This is a genomic window from Bradyrhizobium sp. BRP56, assembly GCF_020194035.1.
In the GTDB taxonomy this organism is placed as follows: Bacteria; Pseudomonadota; Alphaproteobacteria; order Rhizobiales; family Xanthobacteraceae; genus Bradyrhizobium; species Bradyrhizobium australafricanum.
In genome coordinates this window covers 122,959-142,135 of record NZ_JADYVV010000005.1, presented here as the reverse complement: position 1 = coordinate 142,135, position 19,177 = coordinate 122,959, and the positions used below count along the sequence as shown (strand labels likewise).

Annotated in this window: 17 protein-coding genes and 3 pseudogenes; 4 read left to right on the top strand and 16 right to left on the bottom strand. The window is 61.3% G+C overall.

Features of this window, described 5'->3' with window-relative positions; genetic code table 11:
- The first annotated feature begins 328 nt into the window (after window positions 1-328).
- Window positions 329-934, top strand: coding sequence for a glutathione S-transferase N-terminal domain-containing protein (locus I6F38_RS06025; RefSeq protein ID WP_225159437.1), 606 nt, complete (start codon window positions 329-331; stop codon window positions 932-934).
- A gap of 44 nt (window positions 935-978) precedes the next feature.
- Here I6F38_RS06025 and I6F38_RS06020 read toward each other — a convergent pair.
- The 4 genes and pseudogenes from I6F38_RS06020 to I6F38_RS06005 all read right to left on the bottom strand — a co-directional run.
- A pseudogene (locus tag I6F38_RS06020) lies at window positions 979-1,218 on the bottom strand (LysR substrate-binding domain-containing protein); the annotation flags it as partial.
- A gap of 231 nt (window positions 1,219-1,449) precedes the next feature.
- Window positions 1,450-1,617 carry an AraC family transcriptional regulator gene (locus tag I6F38_RS06015; RefSeq protein ID WP_225159436.1) on the bottom strand — a complete coding sequence of 56 codons (168 nt, stop codon included), beginning with the start codon at window positions 1,615-1,617 and terminating at the stop codon, window positions 1,450-1,452.
- Between the two features lie 143 nt (window positions 1,618-1,760).
- A pseudogene (locus tag I6F38_RS06010) lies at window positions 1,761-2,249 on the bottom strand (tyrosine-type recombinase/integrase).
- 277 nt (window positions 2,250-2,526) lie between these two features.
- Complete coding sequence (locus I6F38_RS06005) at window positions 2,527-3,501, bottom strand: AraC family transcriptional regulator (RefSeq protein WP_069277465.1); 975 nt, start codon at window positions 3,499-3,501, stop codon at window positions 2,527-2,529.
- Between the two features lie 961 nt (window positions 3,502-4,462).
- On the opposite strand from I6F38_RS06005, the gene I6F38_RS06000 reads away from it, so the two are divergent.
- Window positions 4,463-4,993, top strand: coding sequence for a hypothetical protein (locus I6F38_RS06000; protein WP_225159435.1), 531 nt, complete (start codon window positions 4,463-4,465; stop codon window positions 4,991-4,993).
- Between the two features lie 217 nt (window positions 4,994-5,210).
- Here the strand turns inward: I6F38_RS06000 and I6F38_RS05995 are convergent, their stop codons facing one another.
- The 4 genes and pseudogenes from I6F38_RS05995 to I6F38_RS05980 form a co-directional block, all read right to left on the bottom strand.
- Entirely contained in the window at window positions 5,211-5,891 is a 681-nt protein-coding gene (locus I6F38_RS05995; protein WP_225159434.1) for a cupin domain-containing protein, read from the bottom strand.
- A 91-nt stretch (window positions 5,892-5,982) separates the two neighbouring features.
- Complete coding sequence (locus tag I6F38_RS05990) at window positions 5,983-7,293, bottom strand: tetratricopeptide repeat protein (protein ID WP_225159433.1); 1,311 nt, start codon at window positions 7,291-7,293, stop codon at window positions 5,983-5,985.
- Complete coding sequence (locus I6F38_RS05985; RefSeq protein ID WP_225159432.1) at window positions 7,290-8,165, bottom strand: glycine reductase; 876 nt, start codon at window positions 8,163-8,165, stop codon at window positions 7,290-7,292. Before I6F38_RS05985 ends, I6F38_RS05990 begins: the two co-directional genes overlap by 4 nt.
- A 19-nt stretch (window positions 8,166-8,184) precedes the next feature.
- A pseudogene (locus tag I6F38_RS05980) lies at window positions 8,185-9,361 on the bottom strand (MFS transporter).
- A 34-nt stretch (window positions 9,362-9,395) separates the two neighbouring features.
- On the opposite strand from I6F38_RS05980, the gene I6F38_RS05975 reads away from it, so the two are divergent.
- Entirely contained in the window at window positions 9,396-10,421 is a 1,026-nt protein-coding gene (locus I6F38_RS05975) for a helix-turn-helix transcriptional regulator (RefSeq protein WP_346657092.1), read from the top strand.
- A 134-nt stretch (window positions 10,422-10,555) separates the two neighbouring features.
- On the opposite strand, the gene aspT (I6F38_RS05970) is transcribed toward I6F38_RS05975, so the two are convergent.
- Window positions 10,556-12,250, bottom strand: coding sequence for an aspartate-alanine antiporter (gene aspT, locus I6F38_RS05970; protein ID WP_225159467.1), 1,695 nt, complete (start codon window positions 12,248-12,250; stop codon window positions 10,556-10,558).
- 26 nt (window positions 12,251-12,276) lie between these two features.
- Window positions 12,277-13,968, bottom strand: coding sequence for an aspartate-alanine antiporter (gene aspT / locus I6F38_RS05965; protein WP_225159431.1), 1,692 nt, complete (start codon window positions 13,966-13,968; stop codon window positions 12,277-12,279).
- A 354-nt stretch (window positions 13,969-14,322) separates the two neighbouring features.
- Between aspT (I6F38_RS05965) and aspD the strand changes: the two genes are divergently transcribed.
- Complete coding sequence (gene aspD / locus I6F38_RS05960; protein ID WP_225159430.1) at window positions 14,323-15,948, top strand: aspartate 4-decarboxylase; 1,626 nt, start codon at window positions 14,323-14,325, stop codon at window positions 15,946-15,948.
- A 103-nt stretch (window positions 15,949-16,051) separates the two neighbouring features.
- On the opposite strand, the gene I6F38_RS05955 is transcribed toward aspD, so the two are convergent.
- The 6 genes from I6F38_RS05955 to I6F38_RS05930 form a co-directional block, all read right to left on the bottom strand.
- Window positions 16,052-16,789 (bottom strand): outer membrane beta-barrel protein, encoded by a 738-nt coding sequence (locus I6F38_RS05955; protein ID WP_225159429.1) that lies wholly within the window; start codon window positions 16,787-16,789, stop codon window positions 16,052-16,054.
- 212 nt (window positions 16,790-17,001) lie between these two features.
- Entirely contained in the window at window positions 17,002-17,232 is a 231-nt protein-coding gene (locus tag I6F38_RS05950; RefSeq protein WP_028344998.1) for a hypothetical protein, read from the bottom strand.
- 244 nt (window positions 17,233-17,476) lie between these two features.
- Window positions 17,477-17,770: an HdeA/HdeB family chaperone gene (locus I6F38_RS05945; RefSeq protein ID WP_225159428.1), complete on the bottom strand. Its 294-nt coding sequence runs from the start codon at window positions 17,768-17,770 to the stop codon at window positions 17,477-17,479.
- Window positions 17,771-17,793: 23 nt separating this feature from the next.
- Entirely contained in the window at window positions 17,794-18,090 is a 297-nt protein-coding gene (locus tag I6F38_RS05940; RefSeq protein WP_168856810.1) for an HdeA/HdeB family chaperone, read from the bottom strand.
- Between the two features lie 53 nt (window positions 18,091-18,143).
- Window positions 18,144-18,572 carry a universal stress protein gene (locus tag I6F38_RS05935; RefSeq protein ID WP_225159427.1) on the bottom strand — a complete coding sequence of 143 codons (429 nt, stop codon included), beginning with the start codon at window positions 18,570-18,572 and terminating at the stop codon, window positions 18,144-18,146.
- Window positions 18,573-18,749: 177 nt separating this feature from the next.
- Window positions 18,750-19,172 (bottom strand): hypothetical protein, encoded by a 423-nt coding sequence (locus tag I6F38_RS05930; RefSeq protein ID WP_225159426.1) that lies wholly within the window; start codon window positions 19,170-19,172, stop codon window positions 18,750-18,752.
- Window positions 19,173-19,177 lie beyond the last annotated feature (5 nt).

The following is a 19,177-nucleotide window of genomic DNA, read 5'->3' as shown; positions in this document are numbered from 1 at the left end:
CGAAGTTAAATGCCGCGGCCCGCCGTGTCGCCACGTTGGAAAGCTGTTCGCATTTGCCTTGGCGTCACCAATCAGCGCGGCATTTTTGCTATCGCGCCGTCGAGTGACGTTCAGGTCTGCGTCCCGCCATCCGCCCGGAACACTCGGCGCAACCGAGTCGTTGGCTGTCGATTGAAACAACAGCTAAGGTGTGGCGCTGCGTTCGAGTAATGAATCTTTTCGATATGGGTATCTGCCTTGAAGATTTATTGTACGAGCTTGCTGTCACGCCTGCCGTGTGCGATTGGCGCTTCCTTAACTAGACGGTCAGCAAGAAAGAAGACGAACGATGATGACTTTCCGCATATCGGCAACCTCGCCTTACGCTCGCAAGGTCAGGATCGCTGTATCTGTCCTTGGGCTTGAAGATCAGGTGAAGGTGAGCCTTGCGGACACTTACGATCCAGCCGATCAGATTCGGACAGAGAATCCGCTCGGGAAAGTGCCTACATTGTTGTTGGATGACGGCAGGACAATCTACGATTCACTGGTCATTCTCGAATTCCTCAATGACCTTGGCGGCGGAGAGGCGCTCATTCCAAGAGGCTCGGCACGCATTGACGTGCTTGTTGCTCACGCTCTCGCGTCGGGGATGACTGATGCTGCGCTGCTGCGCGTGTATGAAAAACGTTGGCGACCGGCGGAGATGCATAGCGAGAAATGGCTTGCGCACCATGCGGGAAAGATGGAGCGAGCTCTGGATGCGATGGAGGCGGCGCCATTCGACTGGTCCGACAGGCCGCACATCGGCGCAATTGCGAAGGCTTGCGGGCTGGGGTTTCTGGACCTGCGATTTGGAGGAGAATGGCGCAAAATCAGGCCAAAGCTCGTGGCTCGGCTGGACGATTTCTCCAGGCGCGTGCCTGCCTTCGAGGCAACCGCCTTTGGCGGGTAATCACCAACTGGCCAACTGTTGTCGAGCTCGATCTCGGCCTTGAGCCAATCGTGAAAGGCTCGCAGGCCGGGGGCTCTTGCCCGACCGGGCCGGAAAATTAGATACCACGCTTCGATCTTCGGCACGGTCAGCACAAAGGGGGCTACCAGGCGTCCTGCGGCTATGTCCGCCTCGACATAAGCTCGCATGGCAAGAACTGCTCCGAGCCCGTCACCGGCGGCTTGAAGCGCTAAACCGTAATAGTCAAACACAGGTCCGGGAGCGAGCCCCGGGGGCGGAGTGGCGGCTTCGCGCCAACGATCTTTCTCTTATTCCACGGTACACGCTTGGCGTCTCATTGAATCCTCGGGCATCGGTCATGGTGACCTCCTCAGTCGATGAGGCCAGTCATTCTCGGCCGAGAAACCTGCTCAGCCTATGTCCGCTTACAGACAATTGGAGGCGACCTTCGGTCTACCTGGGTTCTCGACAGCGGTGAAAATGACCCAACTCGGACATGGTCGACTAGCACAGAGTCATTCCAGAGCTGGCGATGATTTACTTCTTCGCCATGAACCCGGCGGTACGCCAACATGTTTCTTGAAGGCGCGGTTGAAGGCCGCCTCGGATTCGTAACCGACCTCTGCTCCCACTTGTGCAACGCTGATCCCTGGGGTGGCCAGATGTCGGACTGCGAGTTGCATGCGCCAGTAACGTTCCAGTATTTGGAGCATAGGCGAGACCTTCGTACCGCCCCGGGAGGCAAAACTTCGCTCGCGAACGTCTGCTGTTGGCGCGAGGCAGCGGAGGCAGGTCGGGCAGAGTATGTCCGCTCTGCCCGGGCACTTCAGACGTCAACCTGTTCCGCTTTGGCTAGGGCGTCATCAACCTCAATGCCGAGATATCGGACGGTGCTTTCAATCCTGGTATGACCGAGCAAGAGTTGGGCGGCTCTCAAGTTGCCCGTCCGCCTATAGCTCAGGGTTGCCTTTGTTCGGCGTAGTGAGTGCGTCCCAAACAAATTGTACCTGCGGCAGCCCGCGAACAGATAGTCACCTGCCCTTTTCCGGTCGTCTTAAGATAGTCATCGGCGGCTTGCCGCGTTGTCTCGGTCAGTTCGAACTGGACTGGTCGACCGGTCTTCTTCTGCCGAACGATTGCGCAAGCCGCTCGGCGCGACATCATCAACTTTTAGCACCACGACGTCGCAACTGCGGAGCTTACTATCGATGGCGAGATTGAACAGAGCAAGGTCCCGAATGCGCTCCTCGACTTATAGCTTCGTTCGAATGGACCACACGTGATTAGGCCTGAGCGGCGGCTTCGCTCCCACGATCTTTCCCTTATTTCAGGGTACGTGCTTGGGTATGACTTCTTCAGTAGTGCTTGAGACGTCAGCCATGTTGACCTCCTCGGTTAGCGAGGCGTGCCATTCTGGAGCCGGCAAGCCTATGATTCACGTCGGCTTTCGGACAAGTCGAGACATAAATTGGGTATCTTCAACCGGCCAAGGGACACTTTTGATCCGAAGCGGCCATGCTCTAGAATGTGCGAAGCCCACAAAATGCCCGCTCTTCAGCGGCATCGCCGGCGCACTGTAAGGGGTCGCAGGATCACTTCTGCTTCCCCATGGTTGCGGCGCGCACGCCTGATGGCGTCTCGCCGAAGCGCTGGCGGAACATGCGATTGAAATAAGAGACATCACCAAAGCCTACTGCAAACGCAATTTCGATGATGGCCAAATGCAGATAGTTTGGGTCCGTCAACATCGCGAAAGCACGCTCAAGCCGGCATCCCGCAAGGTGCTCGGTGAACGACTTTCCCGTCTCCTCGAGCAATTTTTGTACGTATCGCCGCGACATGCCAAGCGCCCTAGCGACATTGTCCAGGTCAAAATTGGGATTGCTGAAGTGTTGCGCGACCTCCTCCAGGATCGCCTGCCGCTTCGCTGCCTTCACACCGCGCTCAGTAACAATGTTGGCAGCTTCGGCGTTCGGCCCTAGCGTTGCAGCCGCGAGATCGAGGAGATGTAGACCGGCGGCGGAGATCAGTTTTGATGACGGAGGTTCTTTGAAGGATGCGAGCGACCGCAGATAGCGGTGGAGAAGCGTAAGCGCCGGTCCCGGACATACCGGTCGACCTGATAAATCTTGCGGTTGCGCAACCAGGGACTTTAGGGCAGCGGCCTGCACGGTCACGAAACTGACACTGCCGCCACGTGGTCCAAATATTCGCAGTGGCCTTCCCCGATCGACCAAACAAGCAGAGCCCGCGCCATAGACATGTTCCTGGCCAGCATTTGCAAATTGCACCGGTCCAGCCTCGATGATGTTCAGTCCGAATTGGTCACGGCTATCCTTGAGATGATTTTTCTGACGGATAAACTCGACCGGCGTCGTGACAAGGCGGCAAACGCCAACCGCGCCAAGCGGCAAGTAGGTAACGTCGATCCGCGGGCGGCCACCGCTGTGGTCTATCACGTCCAACGCGAGGTTCAGCCGCGCAAATTCCTCACGGAACGTCGAGAACCGCGAGCGCTCCGGCAGCATCTCGGTCGACCACCGCAAAAGGTGAGATGACGTTGGCATCTCGACCTCCCGTCTTGGGGCTGCCCTTCAGAAATCATTACAAACGGCGCGTCAATTAGGCAATCGTAATCGATAAGGTCCGTGACTGGCACATAGCTGAAGATCTCAATGACCTTCGAGAATGCCGGCTCTGCGTGAGTGAACGCATTTCCAGCGCTCGGGATAAGGGCGAGTCACCACTTGGGAGGCCGCGCTTCTGACGGCACCGTAAGAATACGGACCCGGGATAAAGTGGCACAAATCGCACTTTCCTCGCGAGAAGCTCCAAACCTACACTAAAGTGGTCCCATTCGGTTTGGGGGCGCGCCAATGGCCGAGATAGTCTTCCGCGCCGGCATCATCGTGCCGGGGCTTTGCCCAATCGCGCTAGCTGCCGCTGCACTGCTGGTTTGAGAATTTTGGGCACCTGGCCCGCACGCGCCAAGCGGGCCAGTAGCAGGCCCCAGCAACGAGCCTTTCCCCTACACAGGCCCCCATGTTGCTGGGGCCACTCAATTAAAGAGGGCGCCTCAGCTGGCGGCCTCTTCAATTTGATGCGGTGCCACTTTGCCTCTTGACCCGTCGCGTCATTTCGTTCGATGCGGAATTTGATCGCTACCGGAGCACAGCGAGCTCTCGCGAGCCGTCAGCTCGGCAGCTTTATGGGTTCACGGCCTCGTTCCACGAAACTGGCCTCATTGCGCGCTTTTTTCTTTGATCATTGATTTGTTGGGAAGCGCTTCACCCGCCCAGAGCTACGAATTTTCCGAGTACGTGCGCACGTACCTCGAGGAAAGGAAACGTCTCGCATCGGCGTCAGTTGCGAAGAGACAAGGTCTTGAGCAGCAGATCGGAAAACTGAACAGGGAAATCGACCGACTGGTTGATGCGATAGCAAAAGGACTCGGCGACCCATCCATTCTTGGCCCAAGGTCGACGGCTTTGGGTGCCGAACGAAAGCGCATCTCGGAGGAGCTGCAGAATGCACCGCCGGCCGAAGGAAGTTGCGCTGCATCCGGCTATTCTGAAGCGATATGAGGAACAACTCGGCCGTCTTGAGGAAGCGCTAGCGAAGGGTGTCAGCGCGAGCGACGGAGAGGCCGCCGAAGCCATCAGGGACCTCGTCGAGACCGTCACCGTTTTCCGCGATCCAGAGCGGCCAGGCAGCGTAACTGTGGAGATCGCAGGCCGGCTAAATGCCCTGCTGGGCGAAAAGGCCTATCCGAACCGCGTCAAAGGAGTGTGGGGAAAGATAGTAGGGGGGGAACGCTACCAACCCACACTGCATCTGTTCTCAGTCAGACCACCAAAGCCGCGCGATGCTGATGCGGCGGCTCCGACAATTGAAATTGGTTCGTCAGCGAAAGTGCCCTGCCCTGCGAAAATTCATGTCGTGCATGTCCGCCTGTCTGACGGGGGCACCCCGTTCGAACCTGCTCACATTGCCCGCCGTGGGATTTTTCTTGATCTCCCGGTGCACACGTCGTGCACACGCCACCTTCTAATTGGTTGAAAAAATTGAACTCTCGCTCCAATCCATCATCGGGGCGACGGAAAATTTCCATGTCATCTCAATTGCCTAGCCGCAACATCGGTTCAATGCAACATGATGTTTCGGAGCGCTGCCCGGCCGAAACAGGCCCGGCCCAACCAAAATATCGAAAACAACCCCATGCAAAGTAGCTTCGCCATTGCAGGGAGCTCAACGGAGGCGGTCAGAACTGTACCGGCTACCCGGGAAGTCGACAGACATCCGGATGCAGCAGCGGCGCCTCCTTGATCCAGATTTTCGCGCCCTGCGGGCCCACCGTCGCCTTCAGGTCGACGCCGGCGGGTAGTCGACCCCAGCCCTGCGGCTGCAGCGTCTCGCCCCCGATCGTTAGTCCCCCCGATAGAACAAGGAACTCGAGCCCGCGCGCGTTCGCAAGGCTGATCGTCTCACCCGGTCGCCAGTCTTCAAGGCGGACCTCTTCGTCGCCGTCCTTAAATAGAAGGCTGACGCTGCTTGCACCGGGGCGCGGCGCAATCTGTTGGCCCTCACCTGGCTGACGCACGACCTGGGTCCAGTCCTCGTCCCGGAACTGCCAGAGCCGCACGAAGATGGTGCAGCCGTCCTTCGAGGCGGGAACATGTGACGTTCCCGGAGGGTTGCGGAAGTAGCTGCCCGCGGGATACTCGCCATGCTCATCCTGAAAGGTACCTTCAAGGACGACAATCTCTTCTCCCCCGCCATGCGTATGACGCGGGAAGGCGCTGCCGGGAGCGTAACGCACGATCGAGGTGGCGCGCGCGACTTCGCCGCCAATGCGGAACAGCATGCGCCGATCCACGCCGGCCGACGGACTGGCCACCCAGTCCAGCTTCGAGGCGTGAACGATAACAGGCTTTGACAGATCATCGTTGATGCGCATCGTTACTCTCCCTCAGGCTGCGCTATCCGAAACCCACCGCTTCTCCATTTCGGATCTCTTGACCAGTGCAGGTCCCTAAACCAGGACACGTTCAGATGCCCGCGAGCGGAACGCCACTCGCCGCATTCTGCGGTCGTCGTGACGCGATCAGCCGCCGCGCCTCTTCGGCTCGACCACTGCGCAGCAAGGCGCAAGTCACGGAATATTCCAGCAGGTCGCGCTGGGCGCGGCTGCCTCCAACCCTTTCATGGGTTGCCAGGACGGGCCTTAGCTCATCGACGACCCGTGTCCAGTCGCCCTTGGCCAAACCATCGAAGCCGCGCGCGATGGGCACCACCATGTCCGCGGCGGGTCCCTTCGGGTTCTCTATGATCCTCGCTAAGGCCTCCGCATCGCCGGCCATTGCAAAGGCGAGCGCGCTGTGCATGTCGGCAAAGATGATCCCCGAGTTGGGAAACCACTTCGCCGCATACTGGCTGATCTCGCTCCACAGTTCCGGATACCGCGGCTCGCCCGCCATCTCGGCGCGTGCAAGGAACGAGGCGCAATCGGTGAGGACATTGATTTGCGGCCCCCACGAGCCGCCCGGATGCAGCGCCTCACGATAGATTTGCCAGGCTTGATCCCGCCTGCCGGTCTCCAGCGACCACAGGGCAAGATGCCAACTGATATGGCAATGCAGTTGCGCCTCGCGTGGGTAAGCGGCGTTCCATTGATCGAGATAAACCAGCCCCTCCTCGCGCTGTCCCTTCTCATAGAACAGATGGGCCTTGATATGCGCAGCGTGAGCGTTGCGGGGACAACCACGAAGTGCGGTCTCGATATTCCTGAAACCACTGTCGAGCCTGTGCAGCTCGATTTCGGCAAATGCGAGCACGGTTCGAAACCACCAGTCATCGCCGTAATGGGTTGCAAGCGGCTCCAGCATCGCCAGTTGCTCAACCTCGCGGCCTGACTTGCCCGAGAAGCCGATCAAGCCGAAGACACCGGTGGCCGGTGCCAGCACCATGGCATCGCGCGGCCACTGCTTCATATGTTCGGCGATCGCCGAAACCGCCGCAGCGCCTTGACCACTCAGGATCTTGGCAAAGATCGCAATATGACCTTGCTCGCGCGAAGTCGTAGCCGGCGCTAGCGCGACCGCACGTTCGAGCGGCGCTTTGACTTCGTTGCCTCGACCGAGCAGCTGCAGGGTTCGCGCAAGCGCGATGTGCGCCAGAGCGAAACCTTCGTCGGCGGCGATCGCGTCGCGGAATGCCTGGTCAATTCCCGATCCGGCCGAGAGCAGCTTGTCGACGCCAGCGACATATGCGTCGCGGGCGGCGGCAGAGCTTGTGCTCAAGGGGTTACCGTACCGGTCTTCAAGAACGCGCACCCGATTTCCCATCGAACTCTCGGTCATTTTAATGACACTCCCTCCATGGAAACCTGCTTGGCCTTGGCTTGCCGCCGGCGGCGCTCGTCACCCAGCTTGAGCAGCCGCTCTCGATCCTCTGGATTTACTCTTCCATACCGGGGCCGCCAAAGGGAACCCTCCTCCTTCCACGCAAATGGCGCTTTCACAGTCGTTCGCGGCGCCGTCGCCGTGTCAAAAAGGGCGAGCGCCTGGCGCATGATTTCGCGCTGCATGTCCGGTCGCCAGGGATGCCCGCAAGGATTGCCCAGCGGGAAATCCGTGAAATAGAACCGTGGCACGCCGCAGTGCTCCACGACATCCTGCGCCGAGCCGACAATGACCGTCGGAATGCCGTTCGCTTCGAGATGCCGGGCCACCAAGCTTACGGTCTGATGACACACGGGGCAAAGGGGGCAAAGGATCGCAGCATCAGCCCCGTCTTTTCGAACCCTTGCCAGGATTTCAGGTGCATCCTCCGCGTTCGTTTTCCGTTGGCTGTATTCTGTCGGCACGCCGTGAAAGTGCCGGGTCAGTCCGACGAGGGCGCCTTCGCCGACCAGTCCGAAAGCGGCTTCTACCGGCAGGAAGCTGCCCGGGTCGTTGGTGTGGGTCGACTCCTTGTCCCACGCAACGTTGTCGGTAAACAGCTTCCTCGGCGGCGGCGAAACCACACCCGACCATACTCGTTTGACGCCGTCAAAATCTGGCGGACTGGCCGTGGTAATCAGTGCGATACGCAGGTCCGATGATGGTTTGGCAGGTTTGGTGAAAGGGACATCATCAAACCTCGCCCAGACATAGTCGTTGTCGTAACCAAGGGCACGGTAATATTGGCGCGTTCGCTCCATATATTGAACTGGGGTTTCCGCTACGCTCATGTGAATTCTCCTCGAGACGCTAGCTTGGTCGTGCGGCGGGCCGGTATGAAAAGCCGATGAGGGCCAGCAACGCGGCGACGAGTGGTGCGAACGACAGCATCAGGACGGTCGACCAGCCGAAGGACGACAGCAGCCCGCCTGAAAGGAAGGAGCCGACGGTCATCGTGCCGAAGACCACGAAGTCATTGAGCGACTGAACGCGCGCCTTTTCCTCGGGGCGATGGCACTCCAGAACCATCGCGGAGGCGCCGATGAAGCCGAAGTTCCAGCCGATCCCGAGCAGGCTCAGCGTCGCCCAGAAATGCACGACATCGATCCCGAGCAGGCCCACCGACGAAGAGGCCGCAATCAGCACCAGCCCGACCGCGACGATCGCGGATGCACCGAAGCGCGTGATCAGGCGGCCGGTCCAGAAACTCGGGGCGTACATCGCGATGACGTGCCACTGCAGACCGAGATTGGCCGATTCCTGAGGCAGCCCGCAGAGCTTCATCGCCAGCGGGGCTGCGGTCATGAGGAAATTCATGAGCAGGTAGGAAACGACCCCGCAGATCACGGCCAGGATAAAGCGCGGCTGCCGGGCAATCACAGCGAGCGGCCTTCCGGCGTTGAGATGCGTTGCAGTCAGTGGAGGAAGCTCGACGCCCGCCAGAATGACCGCGGAGAGCGCGGCAACCGCCGCCTGGCCGACAAACGTCGCGGCAAAGAGGTACGGTGCCCACAGGTTCATGGTGTGCGTCACAAGCTGTGGACCGATCACACCGGCGAACACACCGCCAGCCATCACGGCGGAGAGCGCGCGCGGACGCCGTTCAGGTGCTGCGCAATCGGCCGCCGCAAAGCGGAAAGAGAGCACCACGGCCGCATAGACGCCGCCAAAGAAGGTCCCGGCGCAGAATAGCGGGAACGACGCGTTGAGTACCGCCAGGAGCGCAATCAAGCCCCGCGAGGACGCCGCTGCCTGCACCGAACAGAAATGTCGTGCGCCGGCCATAGCGCTGCGCGACAACGCCCGCCGGCAGTGTGCACAGAGCCATGCCGACGACAAAAACCGAGACCGGCAGCGTCGCAAGTGCCTTGGTGGGCGCCAGCATGTCGCCGACCACGGCCCCGGTTGCGTAGACGACCGTGGAGTTGGCGCCTGCGAAAGCCTGGGCGACAGCCAGCCTTGCGACATTGTTGCGCTCTAGGCGAATGGCGGTCGGCGCCTCATGGCTGGGAACGGAAAAATTGAAGTTCACGCTGCGGCTTGCTCCGCCGTTAGATGTCCGTCGACGGGACGTCGCCGATCAGACCAGTGGCCGATCCACCGGGCCGTGGATCACCGCGTCGGAGTTAAGGAGAAATCGCTGGACTTTTCCTCCTACAGATTGCCAATTTATGTCGATGAAACGTCACATTTCGCCAAGGAACGCCGGCTGGAAGACGGTCAATGCCCCGCAGGGCCTCGGATCACCGAAGCCTTTGATCGTTCGGGTGCAGTCTCTTCCCGCGAGGAGCTACTTCGCCGAACACAGTCACAGCTGGAATCAGCTGGTCTACGCGATCTCAGGCGCGCTCACCGTGAAGGCGGATGGACGGCGCGTCGTCATTTCTCCGGAACAGGCCGTCTGGCTGCCGGCCGGTACGAAGCATTCGGTCGGCTCGCTGATGGGAGCGGAATTCCGGAGCCTCTGGGTCGCCAATGCTGCCAGCCAAGGCATGACTTCGCGCACGACCGTCATCCATGTGTCCCCGCTCCTGCGGACGCTCATCGTGGAAGCCGCGTCGCTGAAAAGCGAGGATCGTCGCTACGCCGACCGCGTTATCGCGCTCATCCTCGATCAGTTGCGGCGGGCGACGCCGATCTCGGCAGCGTTACCTTGGCCCACCCACCCGGGCCTGCTGGCCCTCTGTGAAACCCTCTACGCCGATCCAGCGAATCCTCGCCGCGCCGAGAGATGGGGGCGCGAGATCGGCATGTCGCCGCGAACCTTGACGCGGCACTTCGAGCGCGAAGTCGGCATGAGCTTGCGTGCATGGCGTCAGCGTCTGCGCCTGCTCAAGGCTATCGAATTGTTGGGCAGCGACCTGCCGATCACAGAGATCGCGTTGCGGCTGGGTTACTCATCGGCCTCCGCATTCATATTCATGTTTCGCTCTGAAATGCGCGTTAGTCCCCTGCAACATCGGCGCAGTCTGGGCCACGCGGCCAGCAGAGGGACTTCATCAAGGCATCGATCCGGATCTCGAGATTCGCCCCGCCGGGCGCGCTGACCCTTCAGCCGCAGGGACTCGTTGGAAACCGCGGTTCGGTTCGGAACAGGCGGAATACGGTCGTCCGGACCAGGGGGACGCTCGCTTGTGCGCCGCTCTCAATGGCGAGGTAGACGCGAGCCGTCCCTGCCCCGTCATCCAGCAAAAACGACGACCATGATCGATCCCCAGGTCGTCAGCAGAATATTGGAGATCGGATAGGCGGGCGTGTAGCCAAGCACCACCACGGAGCTGCCCGAACGCTCCTGAATGGCCGCCATCGCGGCCGTCACAGTCTGTGCGCCGGTCAATGCACCGAGCAAGAGGATCGGGTTCATGCGCAGCACGAAATGGCCGAAGCAGAAGCCGACGATCTGCGGCAACAGGGTGACGATCATGCCGCCCAGCAGCAGCCCGATGCCCGACTCGCGTATCGCGGAAAGGAAGATCGGCCCGGCATGAATCCCGGTCAGGCCGACGAACGCCGCCAGTCCGAGCGACGTCATCAGGCTGATGGCGCCGTCGGGGATCCGGCCGAAATACGGCAGACGTGTGCGGAGATAGCCGACCAGAAGTCCGGCGAGCAGCGTGCCGACGCTGGTGCTCAGCGAGATGGTGATGCCGCCAACCGAAAAGCTTATGAGAACGCCAAGCAGGCCGCCGAGGAAAATCGCAAGCCCCAGCACCACGAAATCGATCGCGGTGCTCGGCGCAACGATGACGCCGATGCTCTTGGCCGCGTTCTGCACCACGGTTTCAGGACCCACGATGCTCAGCAGATCGCCGCGCTCCAGAACCGTGCCTGCAGCGATCGGAAGCGCTTCACCGCCCCGGCTCACGGAACGCAGATAAAGGCCGCGCGTCCAGTCTTGTTCCGACGCCTGTTGGAGGCTGCTGCCTGCGAGCTTCGCGCTGATCAGGAACACGTCCGCCGCGACCACGGGGATATCGAGGAGTTCCCGGTCCTCCACCTCCTCCCCGCGCGGTCCGATCAGCTCGACGATGATCTGGCGCGGCGCCGACAGCGCGACGACATCGCCTGCCGCGAGCACCGTTGCAGGCTCCGCCTCCAGGATGCGCTCGCCGCGACGGATACGGTGGATGAATACACGTTGCCCGGGCACGCTCGCTTCGGCGGCCGCAACTGTCAGTCCGATGATCGCAGCGTGAGCGTCCAGCCGGTAGGCGCGCAGTTCGAACTTGCGCCAGGCCGACGCGAGGCCGGGCTTGGCGCGCGTGATGCCCAGGGCCTGTTCCAGTTTGAGCGCTTCCGTCTTCAGATCGATCCTCAGCAGCGCCGGAACGACAATCGTGCAGAATGTGATCACGCCGGCATAGCCGAAGATGTAGCAGACCGCATCCGCGACCGCGATGTGCGAGACAAACAACGCGCGCTGTGCCTCGGACACAGGCAGGGAATTGACCGCGTCGGTCGCCGTACCCATTGCAGCGCTCTGGCTGAGCGCGCCCGACAGGAGCCCGGCGGCAAAGCCGGGGTCGAGCCGCAGCACGCGTGCCACGACGATCGCCGCCGCAAGACCGGTGAGGCTCACGACGATGGCCATCAGCATCGGCCTCAGCCCGTCGCGCTTCATCGCCAGCACGAATTGCGGACCGACCGAATAGCCGACCCCGAACAGGAACAGCAGGAACAGAAACGATTTGGTCATGCTCGAGACGGGTACATGCGCGAAATCGCCGACCGCGAGTCCTGCGAACAGCGCGCCCGTCACCGGGCCGAGGCTGAAAGCGCCGATCTTGAAGCTCCCGATCCAGTAGCCCGCCGCGATCACCAGGAACAGCGCGAGCTCCGGATAACGAACGAGAAATTGCGCCAGCCAGCTCAACATCGTCTCAACACGGTCCCGGGCCGCGACTATGTCATCATCATCACCAGCACCATGCCCCAGATCGTCAGCAGCGTGTTTCCGACCGCGTAGGTGACGGTGTAGCCGAGGCCGGGAATCTGGCTTTTCGCGCGGTCGTTGATCATGCCGAGCGAAGCGGTCGTGGTGCGCGCGCCGGAGCAGCATCCGAGCAGGATCGCGTCGTGGAAGCGGAACACGTATTTGCCGACGAACATCGCCAGGATCAGTGGCACGGTGGTCACGACGACGCCCCAAAGGAACAGGCTGAAGCCGAGCTTTTGCAGGCCGGCGACAAATCCCGGGCCCGAGGAGATTCCGACCACGGCAATGAAGACGTTCAGGCCGACCGAGTTCATGAACCACACGGTGGGTGACGGGATGCGGCCGAAGGTCGGATGCACGGACCGGAGCCAGCCGAAGAACAAACCGGAGATCAGCGCGCCGCCGGAGGTGGACAGCGTGAGCGGCACGCTTCCGATCTTGTAGACGAACGCGCCGACAAGAGCGCCGATCGCGATCGCGGCGCCGATGAACGCGACGTCGGCAACGTCGGTCGCGCGATCCGGCCGGCCCAGCAGCTTTGTGGTGGCGGCGACATCGGACGTGCGGCCGACCAGGGTGAGGATGTCGCCCCGATTGATCTTGGTGTTCGGCAGGATCGGAATCTCGGTCGCGATCGCGCCCCGGGCGATCCTGCGCAGGAATACACCGCGAGCGCCCGGTTCCTTCGCCAGTTGCTCCAGCGTCTTGCCGTCGACGTCCTTGCTGGTGACGTAGACATCGACGCCTTCGATCGGCACGGCCAGCAGCTCGCGATCGTCAACCTCCTCGGCCTGCTCGCCGATCAGCTGCACCAGCACATCGCGGCGCCCGGCGACGGCGACGACATCGCCGGCATGAATCACGGTGTGGGAGGTTGCCTCCACGATCTTCCCGCTTTGCCGGAGCCGGAGAACGAAGATGCGATGATCGGGAATCAGCGCCTCGGCCTGCTCGACCGTCTTGCCGACGACCGGCCCACGCTCGCTGACGCGGTAGGCACGCAAATCGAACTGGTGCCAGGCCGTGCCCGGGCCGCCCAGCTCCTTCTTGCCGCCATGCTCCTCCTCATATTTCTTGCATGCGGTCTCGAGATCGATCCCGAGCAGCGCGGGCCCGAGCAGCGCCAGCACGATCGCCGACCCAACCGTGCCGAAAATATAGGTCACGGCATAGGCGACCGGCATGGCATCGAGCAGCTTCTTGGCTTCGTCGGCGGGCAGACCAAGGCGATTGATGGCGTCGGTCGCGAGGCCCATCGACGCGGAAATCGTCTGCGAGCCGGCATAGAGCCCGATGGCCGATCCGACGTCGTAACCGGCGAGCTTGGCGCCGAGATACGCAGACAGCAGACAGAAGACGCAGACCACCGCCGCGAAAACCGCCTGCGGGACGCCGTCCTGCGCGATGCCGCGCACGAATTGCGGTCCGACACCGTAACCGATTGCAAACAGGAACATCAGAAAGAAGAACGGCTTCAGCGGCCCTGATATGGTGATCCCGATCTGGCCGATGATGACAGCGGCGACCAGTGTCGCGGTGACCGCGCCCAGTCCAAGCCCCTTATAGGTGAAGGAACCGAAATAGTAGCCCAGGGCCAGCGAGAGGAAGATCGCAATTTCGGGATAGGTGCGGAGCGTCTGGAAGAGCCAATCGATCATGATGTCACCCGTTCATGCTGTCCCGGGGCTTCGGCGTGCGCCCGCTTCGATCTCGTGCGGGGGTGCCGAAAAGGGCGAGCAACCGTATCGGTCGACATCAGACGGCGGTTGGCGAGCTGGATGTTGATCTATGTCAACTGCCGCTGCGAGAGCCTCGCGATTTCATGATCTTGCCGACACTACGCATGCGCCGCGCACTTGCATCGTGAGCGGCGATCCGTCGCAGCGATCGCATCGCCTGTTGACTTAGATCAAGGCTCGTAACCGGTCGCCGATCATGCTGCGCGCGATTGCGCAGGCAACAGAGCCTGTCGCCTCCATTCCAACAGCCTGCATCGCCCCCGGGAGTGTCAAATGGCCGATCTTCTGACCCTGAAGAAATTCGAGGCGTTGAGCCCCTTCGAGATCAAGGACGAACTGATCAACCTCGCCAAGAGCAATTCGAAGCGGAGCCAGATGCCCTTCCTGAATGCCGGGCGGGGCAATCCAAACTGGGTGGCCACGACGCCGCGCGAAGGCTTCTTCCTGCTGGGACAATTCGCCATCACCGAGAGCAAGCGGGTGATGGAACATCCGGCGGGCATCGGCGGCATGCCCCAGGCAAACGGCATTGCCGCGCGGTTCGAGGCCTGGCTCAAGCAGCACAAGGACATGCCGGGCGCGAGCTTCCTGACCGAGATGCTGCCCTTTGCGGTCAAGAAATTCGGCTTCGCCCCCGACGCCTTCGTCCACGAACTGGTCGATTCGATCATCGGCGACAATTACCCGGTGCCGGACCGCATGCTGGTGCACAACGAAAAGATCGTGCACGAATACCTGATGTGGGCGGTTTGCGGCGAGCCCCGGCCGGCCGGGAAATTCGACATCTATGCGGTCGAGGGCGGCACGGCGGCGATGTGCTACCTCTTCAAGTCGCTGAAGGCCAACCGGCTGCTGGTGCCCGGCGATACGATCGCGCTGGCGACGCCGATTTTCACGCCTTACATCGAGATGACGCACCTGGAAGACTACGACCTGAAGGTCGTTCAGATCAGGGCTCCGCAGGAGAACAAGTTCCAGTTCACCGACGAGGAAATCAAGAAGCTGGAGGATCCGAAGATCAAGGCCTTCTTCGTGGTCAATCCGTCCAACCCTCCGGGGATGGCGTTGAGCAAGGAGACGGTTGCCAAGCTGGCCAATCTGGTCAAGACCAAGCGCCCCGACCTGATGATCCTCACCGACGACGTCTACGGCACCTTCGTGCACGGCTTCCGTTCGCTGCTGGGCGAGCTGCCGCACAACACCATCGGCGTCTACTCCTATTCGAAGTATTTCGGCTGCACGGGATGGCGGTTGGGGGCCATCGCCATCAACGAGGACAACATCTTCGACAAGATGATCGCCAAGCTTCCGGACGACGCCGTCAAGGCGCTCGACAAGCGCTACGGGCCGCTTACGCTCGAACCGCGCAAGCTCAAGCTGATCGACCGCATCGTCGCCGACAGCCGCGACGTGGCGCTCAATCACACCGCGGGATTGTCGTTGCCGCAGCAGGTGATGATGAGCCTGTTCTCGCTCGCGGAGATGATGGACGTGAACAAGGCCTATCAGGCTGCCTGCATGGAGATCGTCAACAAGCGCCTGTGGTCGATGCTCGACGGCCTCGGGCTGGCCGACAAGCTCAGCCCGAATCCGAACTATGATGCCTACTACGCCCTGATTGATTTCGAGTTCTGGGCCCGAAAGAACATCGGCGACGATGCGGTTGAATATCTGAAGAAGACCGTCCATCCGCTGGACCTGGCGTTCAGGCTGGCCGAAGCCCACGGGATCGTGCTGCTGAACGGCGGCGGCTTCGATGCGCCCGAATGGTCGCTTCGCGTCTCGCTCGCGAACCTGCCTGACGATGTCTATGACGACATCGGGCGCGGCGTTCGGACCATCGCCAGAGGCTATCGCGACGCCTACGAAGCAGCGAAGGGCGGAGCCGCAAAGCGCTGACAGCGGCGCTTGCCGCGCATCGAGCGTCTGATCCGGCAGTGCTGAAGCAAAGCAAGAGCCCCGGCGATGGTGCCGGGGCTCAATTTACATGGGATCGCGAAGATCAGTATCTCGCGACGACCGGCCCGCCGAACCGATAGTTCAGGCGTATCGTCAAGAGATCCACGTCTTGTCCGATCCGGTTGGCAGCACCCGCCACGATGGGATTGACCACCGAGAACGTGTTGTTCGCATCGCCCATGAACAGGCGGTCATATTCGAGCCCGACGGACCAGTTCGGGGTGAAGCCGTATTCGAAGCCGACGCCGACCGTACCGCCCCAACGGGTCGACGTTGCCGACGCCACCCCAATTCCGCCCACCGTGGTCCAGATGTCGTAGCGATTGCTGGTGACCGCGGCACCGCCCTTCACGTAGAACAGCGCGGCATCCCAGGCCCAGCCGAGCTGGCCGGTGAAGAGACCCAGCCCGTCGGTCTTCGTTGTCGTCGAGAACCTCGGATCGACCAGGCTGAGGCGCGAACTCTTGAGGTCCGCCCAATCACCCTGTCCTTCCAGGCCGAAGACAAACTGCCCTGCCTGCCAGCGATAGCCGAGTTGTCCGCCGAAAACGCCACCGGAGCGCGAGCTGCACCCGTCGGCCACGACACCTCCCAGGGCGGGGAGGAAATCCCAGCAGGTGCGGCTCTCACCCCAACCGCCATTCGCACCGATATAGAAGCCGGTCCAGTTGTAGACCGGCGGAGGGACCGGCACAGGCGCCGCCTTGACGGCCATGTCTGCCGACAACGCCGGCGTCGCCATGCCGACAATAGCGGCGACAGTAAGCAAAAATCTCTTCATGGAATGATCTCCGGGTCTCTTCGCGTTAATCGAGAAAAGCAGTCCTTGCGCTCGCCCAATCGGGGCAGTGGTCGAAGCCTAGATGTGAGTCACGAAAAGCCACGTGCCAAAATGGCAACACCCAAGGGCAAACGAACACCGTGCTCGGGCTCTGCGTTCAACTTCGGTGCAGCACGAAGCTCGTTATGTCGAAGGGGAAGCGCCGAGCCGGCTCACTGTTCAACGAGCCAATCGGCGATGTTCTGCGAGGGGATCAATTGCCTGGGGAGGTGCGGATTGATGGTGCCGGCAAACACGACCAGCCCTTCGTCCAGTTTTGACCGTGCGAACGCCTTGGCTTCCGATTCGCTGGCAAATGTCCTGGTCTCGCGAGGACTGCGCGCCCTTCGAGCCAGCAGACCACGTCGGCGAATCTCATAAGTGACATACCAGATGGCCGACACCGCGACACCGGGCAAGAGCAAACAGCCTTAGCGACACACCATCTGGGCGGTGGCCGCGCCTTGACCTTGGTCAAGGGCCCGGACCGTAAAAATACGGGCGCCGCGGCCCGAGTTGAGGGAGAAGCGATTCGATCGGAAGCGCGAGTGAACCACAAGCCTGCCGACCGTTGGCATCGCCGGCTTCACCGCCGCCCCGAGAAGGACAGGATGCCGTCCGCTGCCTGCGCGTTCGCAACGACGATGATCAGCGCCAGTTCTTTTGCATCGCATTCATAACGGTGTCCGCCTTGTGCGACTTGCAGTACTTGCCGATGACCTTGCCGTTTCGCTCGACGTAGCGAAAATCGACGACGGTCAGGTTCTTCGATGCGCTGAAATAGCCCGACATCCAGGAGCTGATCAGCGTTTGTCTTTCCTGGTCCGACTCCAGCAGTTGCTTGCAGGTAATGAGGGAGAGATCGACGACGACTTGCGCTTTGGCCACGACGCACGTGGCGAGCAGTGCAACGGTCGCAACGGCAAGAATCGATGGTTTCATTGTTATCTTCCAACCCTGTTTGATCACTGGCCGGCCGTAGAGCGCTCAAGGCCAGCCATCACGGTCTGAGTGGGATTAATCGCGCACCACGCCTTCACGCTTGCGACATTTCGCGCATACGCGTTGAGATCGACAAAGACGTATCCCTTCTTTTGATTGAACCAGCCGCTCATCCAGGCAGAAAATACGGAAGAATCGCCCGGGGACATGGCGAGGTATTGCGAGCAAGTTATCCGCGCCATATCGATGCTCGTCTGCGCTTGCAGCGGACCCGACAACGCCGCACCGGCAAGAGCCAGGCACACAGTGATTTTGTTCATTCGATTTCTCCCAAGCTCCGTGCACAGTGATTTCTATCCAGCGATCTGCGCCCTCACTGACAGACAAGGACCGGAGTCTTTGCTTGCGTCAGCACCTTGTTTGTCACACTGCCGATGAGAAGCTTGGAGAGCCCGCTCCGCCCGTGCGATGACATAACGATGAGATCGCAGCCCTTATCCGCGGCTGCTGCGATGATGGCTTGATGGGGTTGCCCGCTCTCGGCCTGGCTTGTCTCGCAGGGAACGCCGGCCTCCCTGGCCGCGTGTGCGGCACGATCCAGCGCGCTCGTGGCCTCTTCCTTGCGTATCTCGGCAAATCTCGCGAGCAGATCACGGTACCGCCCTCCTATTTCCGAGAGCGGCTCAACGACGAAGATGACTGATACTTTGGCTCCGACGGATTTCGCCAGTGCCAACCCGTGCTTCACCCCTTGCTCCGCCAGTTCCGACCCATCTGTCGGAATGAGAACGTGCCGGTACATGCTTCCACCTCCCGGTTATCTGGATGACGTATCGCCGCCCGCCGAATGCAGGCTGAACCTGAGCCTCGGACCCGTCCTTGAGATAGATCAATCCATCGCTCAGTGCCGCACCCCGGACGCTGGTCGTCGCGCGGCGGAGGCACCTTCCACCTGAGGCAGGGCGAATCGAGCCCGAGCTCAGCGCAGCGAGATCGTAAGCCCGCCCAGATTGGCAGCGAATTCCAATCCTGCCTTCGGCCCCTTGAGCATCAGAACCACGCCGTGTTCATTTCGCAGGCTCACCCCGCCTACGCCACCAGCCCATGCGCCACCGGCTCCGACCAGCGCGTAGCTGCCGGCGAAATCGTTGACGTCCCTGATGCCTGAGGCGGTGCCCTCCAGCCAGGTCACCGACGCACCGGCGGTCACGCCGAGGCTGAAGCCGGACGCGATGAACCGATAGTGCCGCCCGCGATAGGTCAACGTGCCGCTGCCGCCGCCGCCGCCCACGACGAGCGCCGCCTTCACGAACTTGACCTGGACGTGGCCGACGGCCTGCGCGAAGCATGGCGCGACCAAGAGGACCATCGCGACAAGCGCCAGTATGACGGAACGGATCATGGATC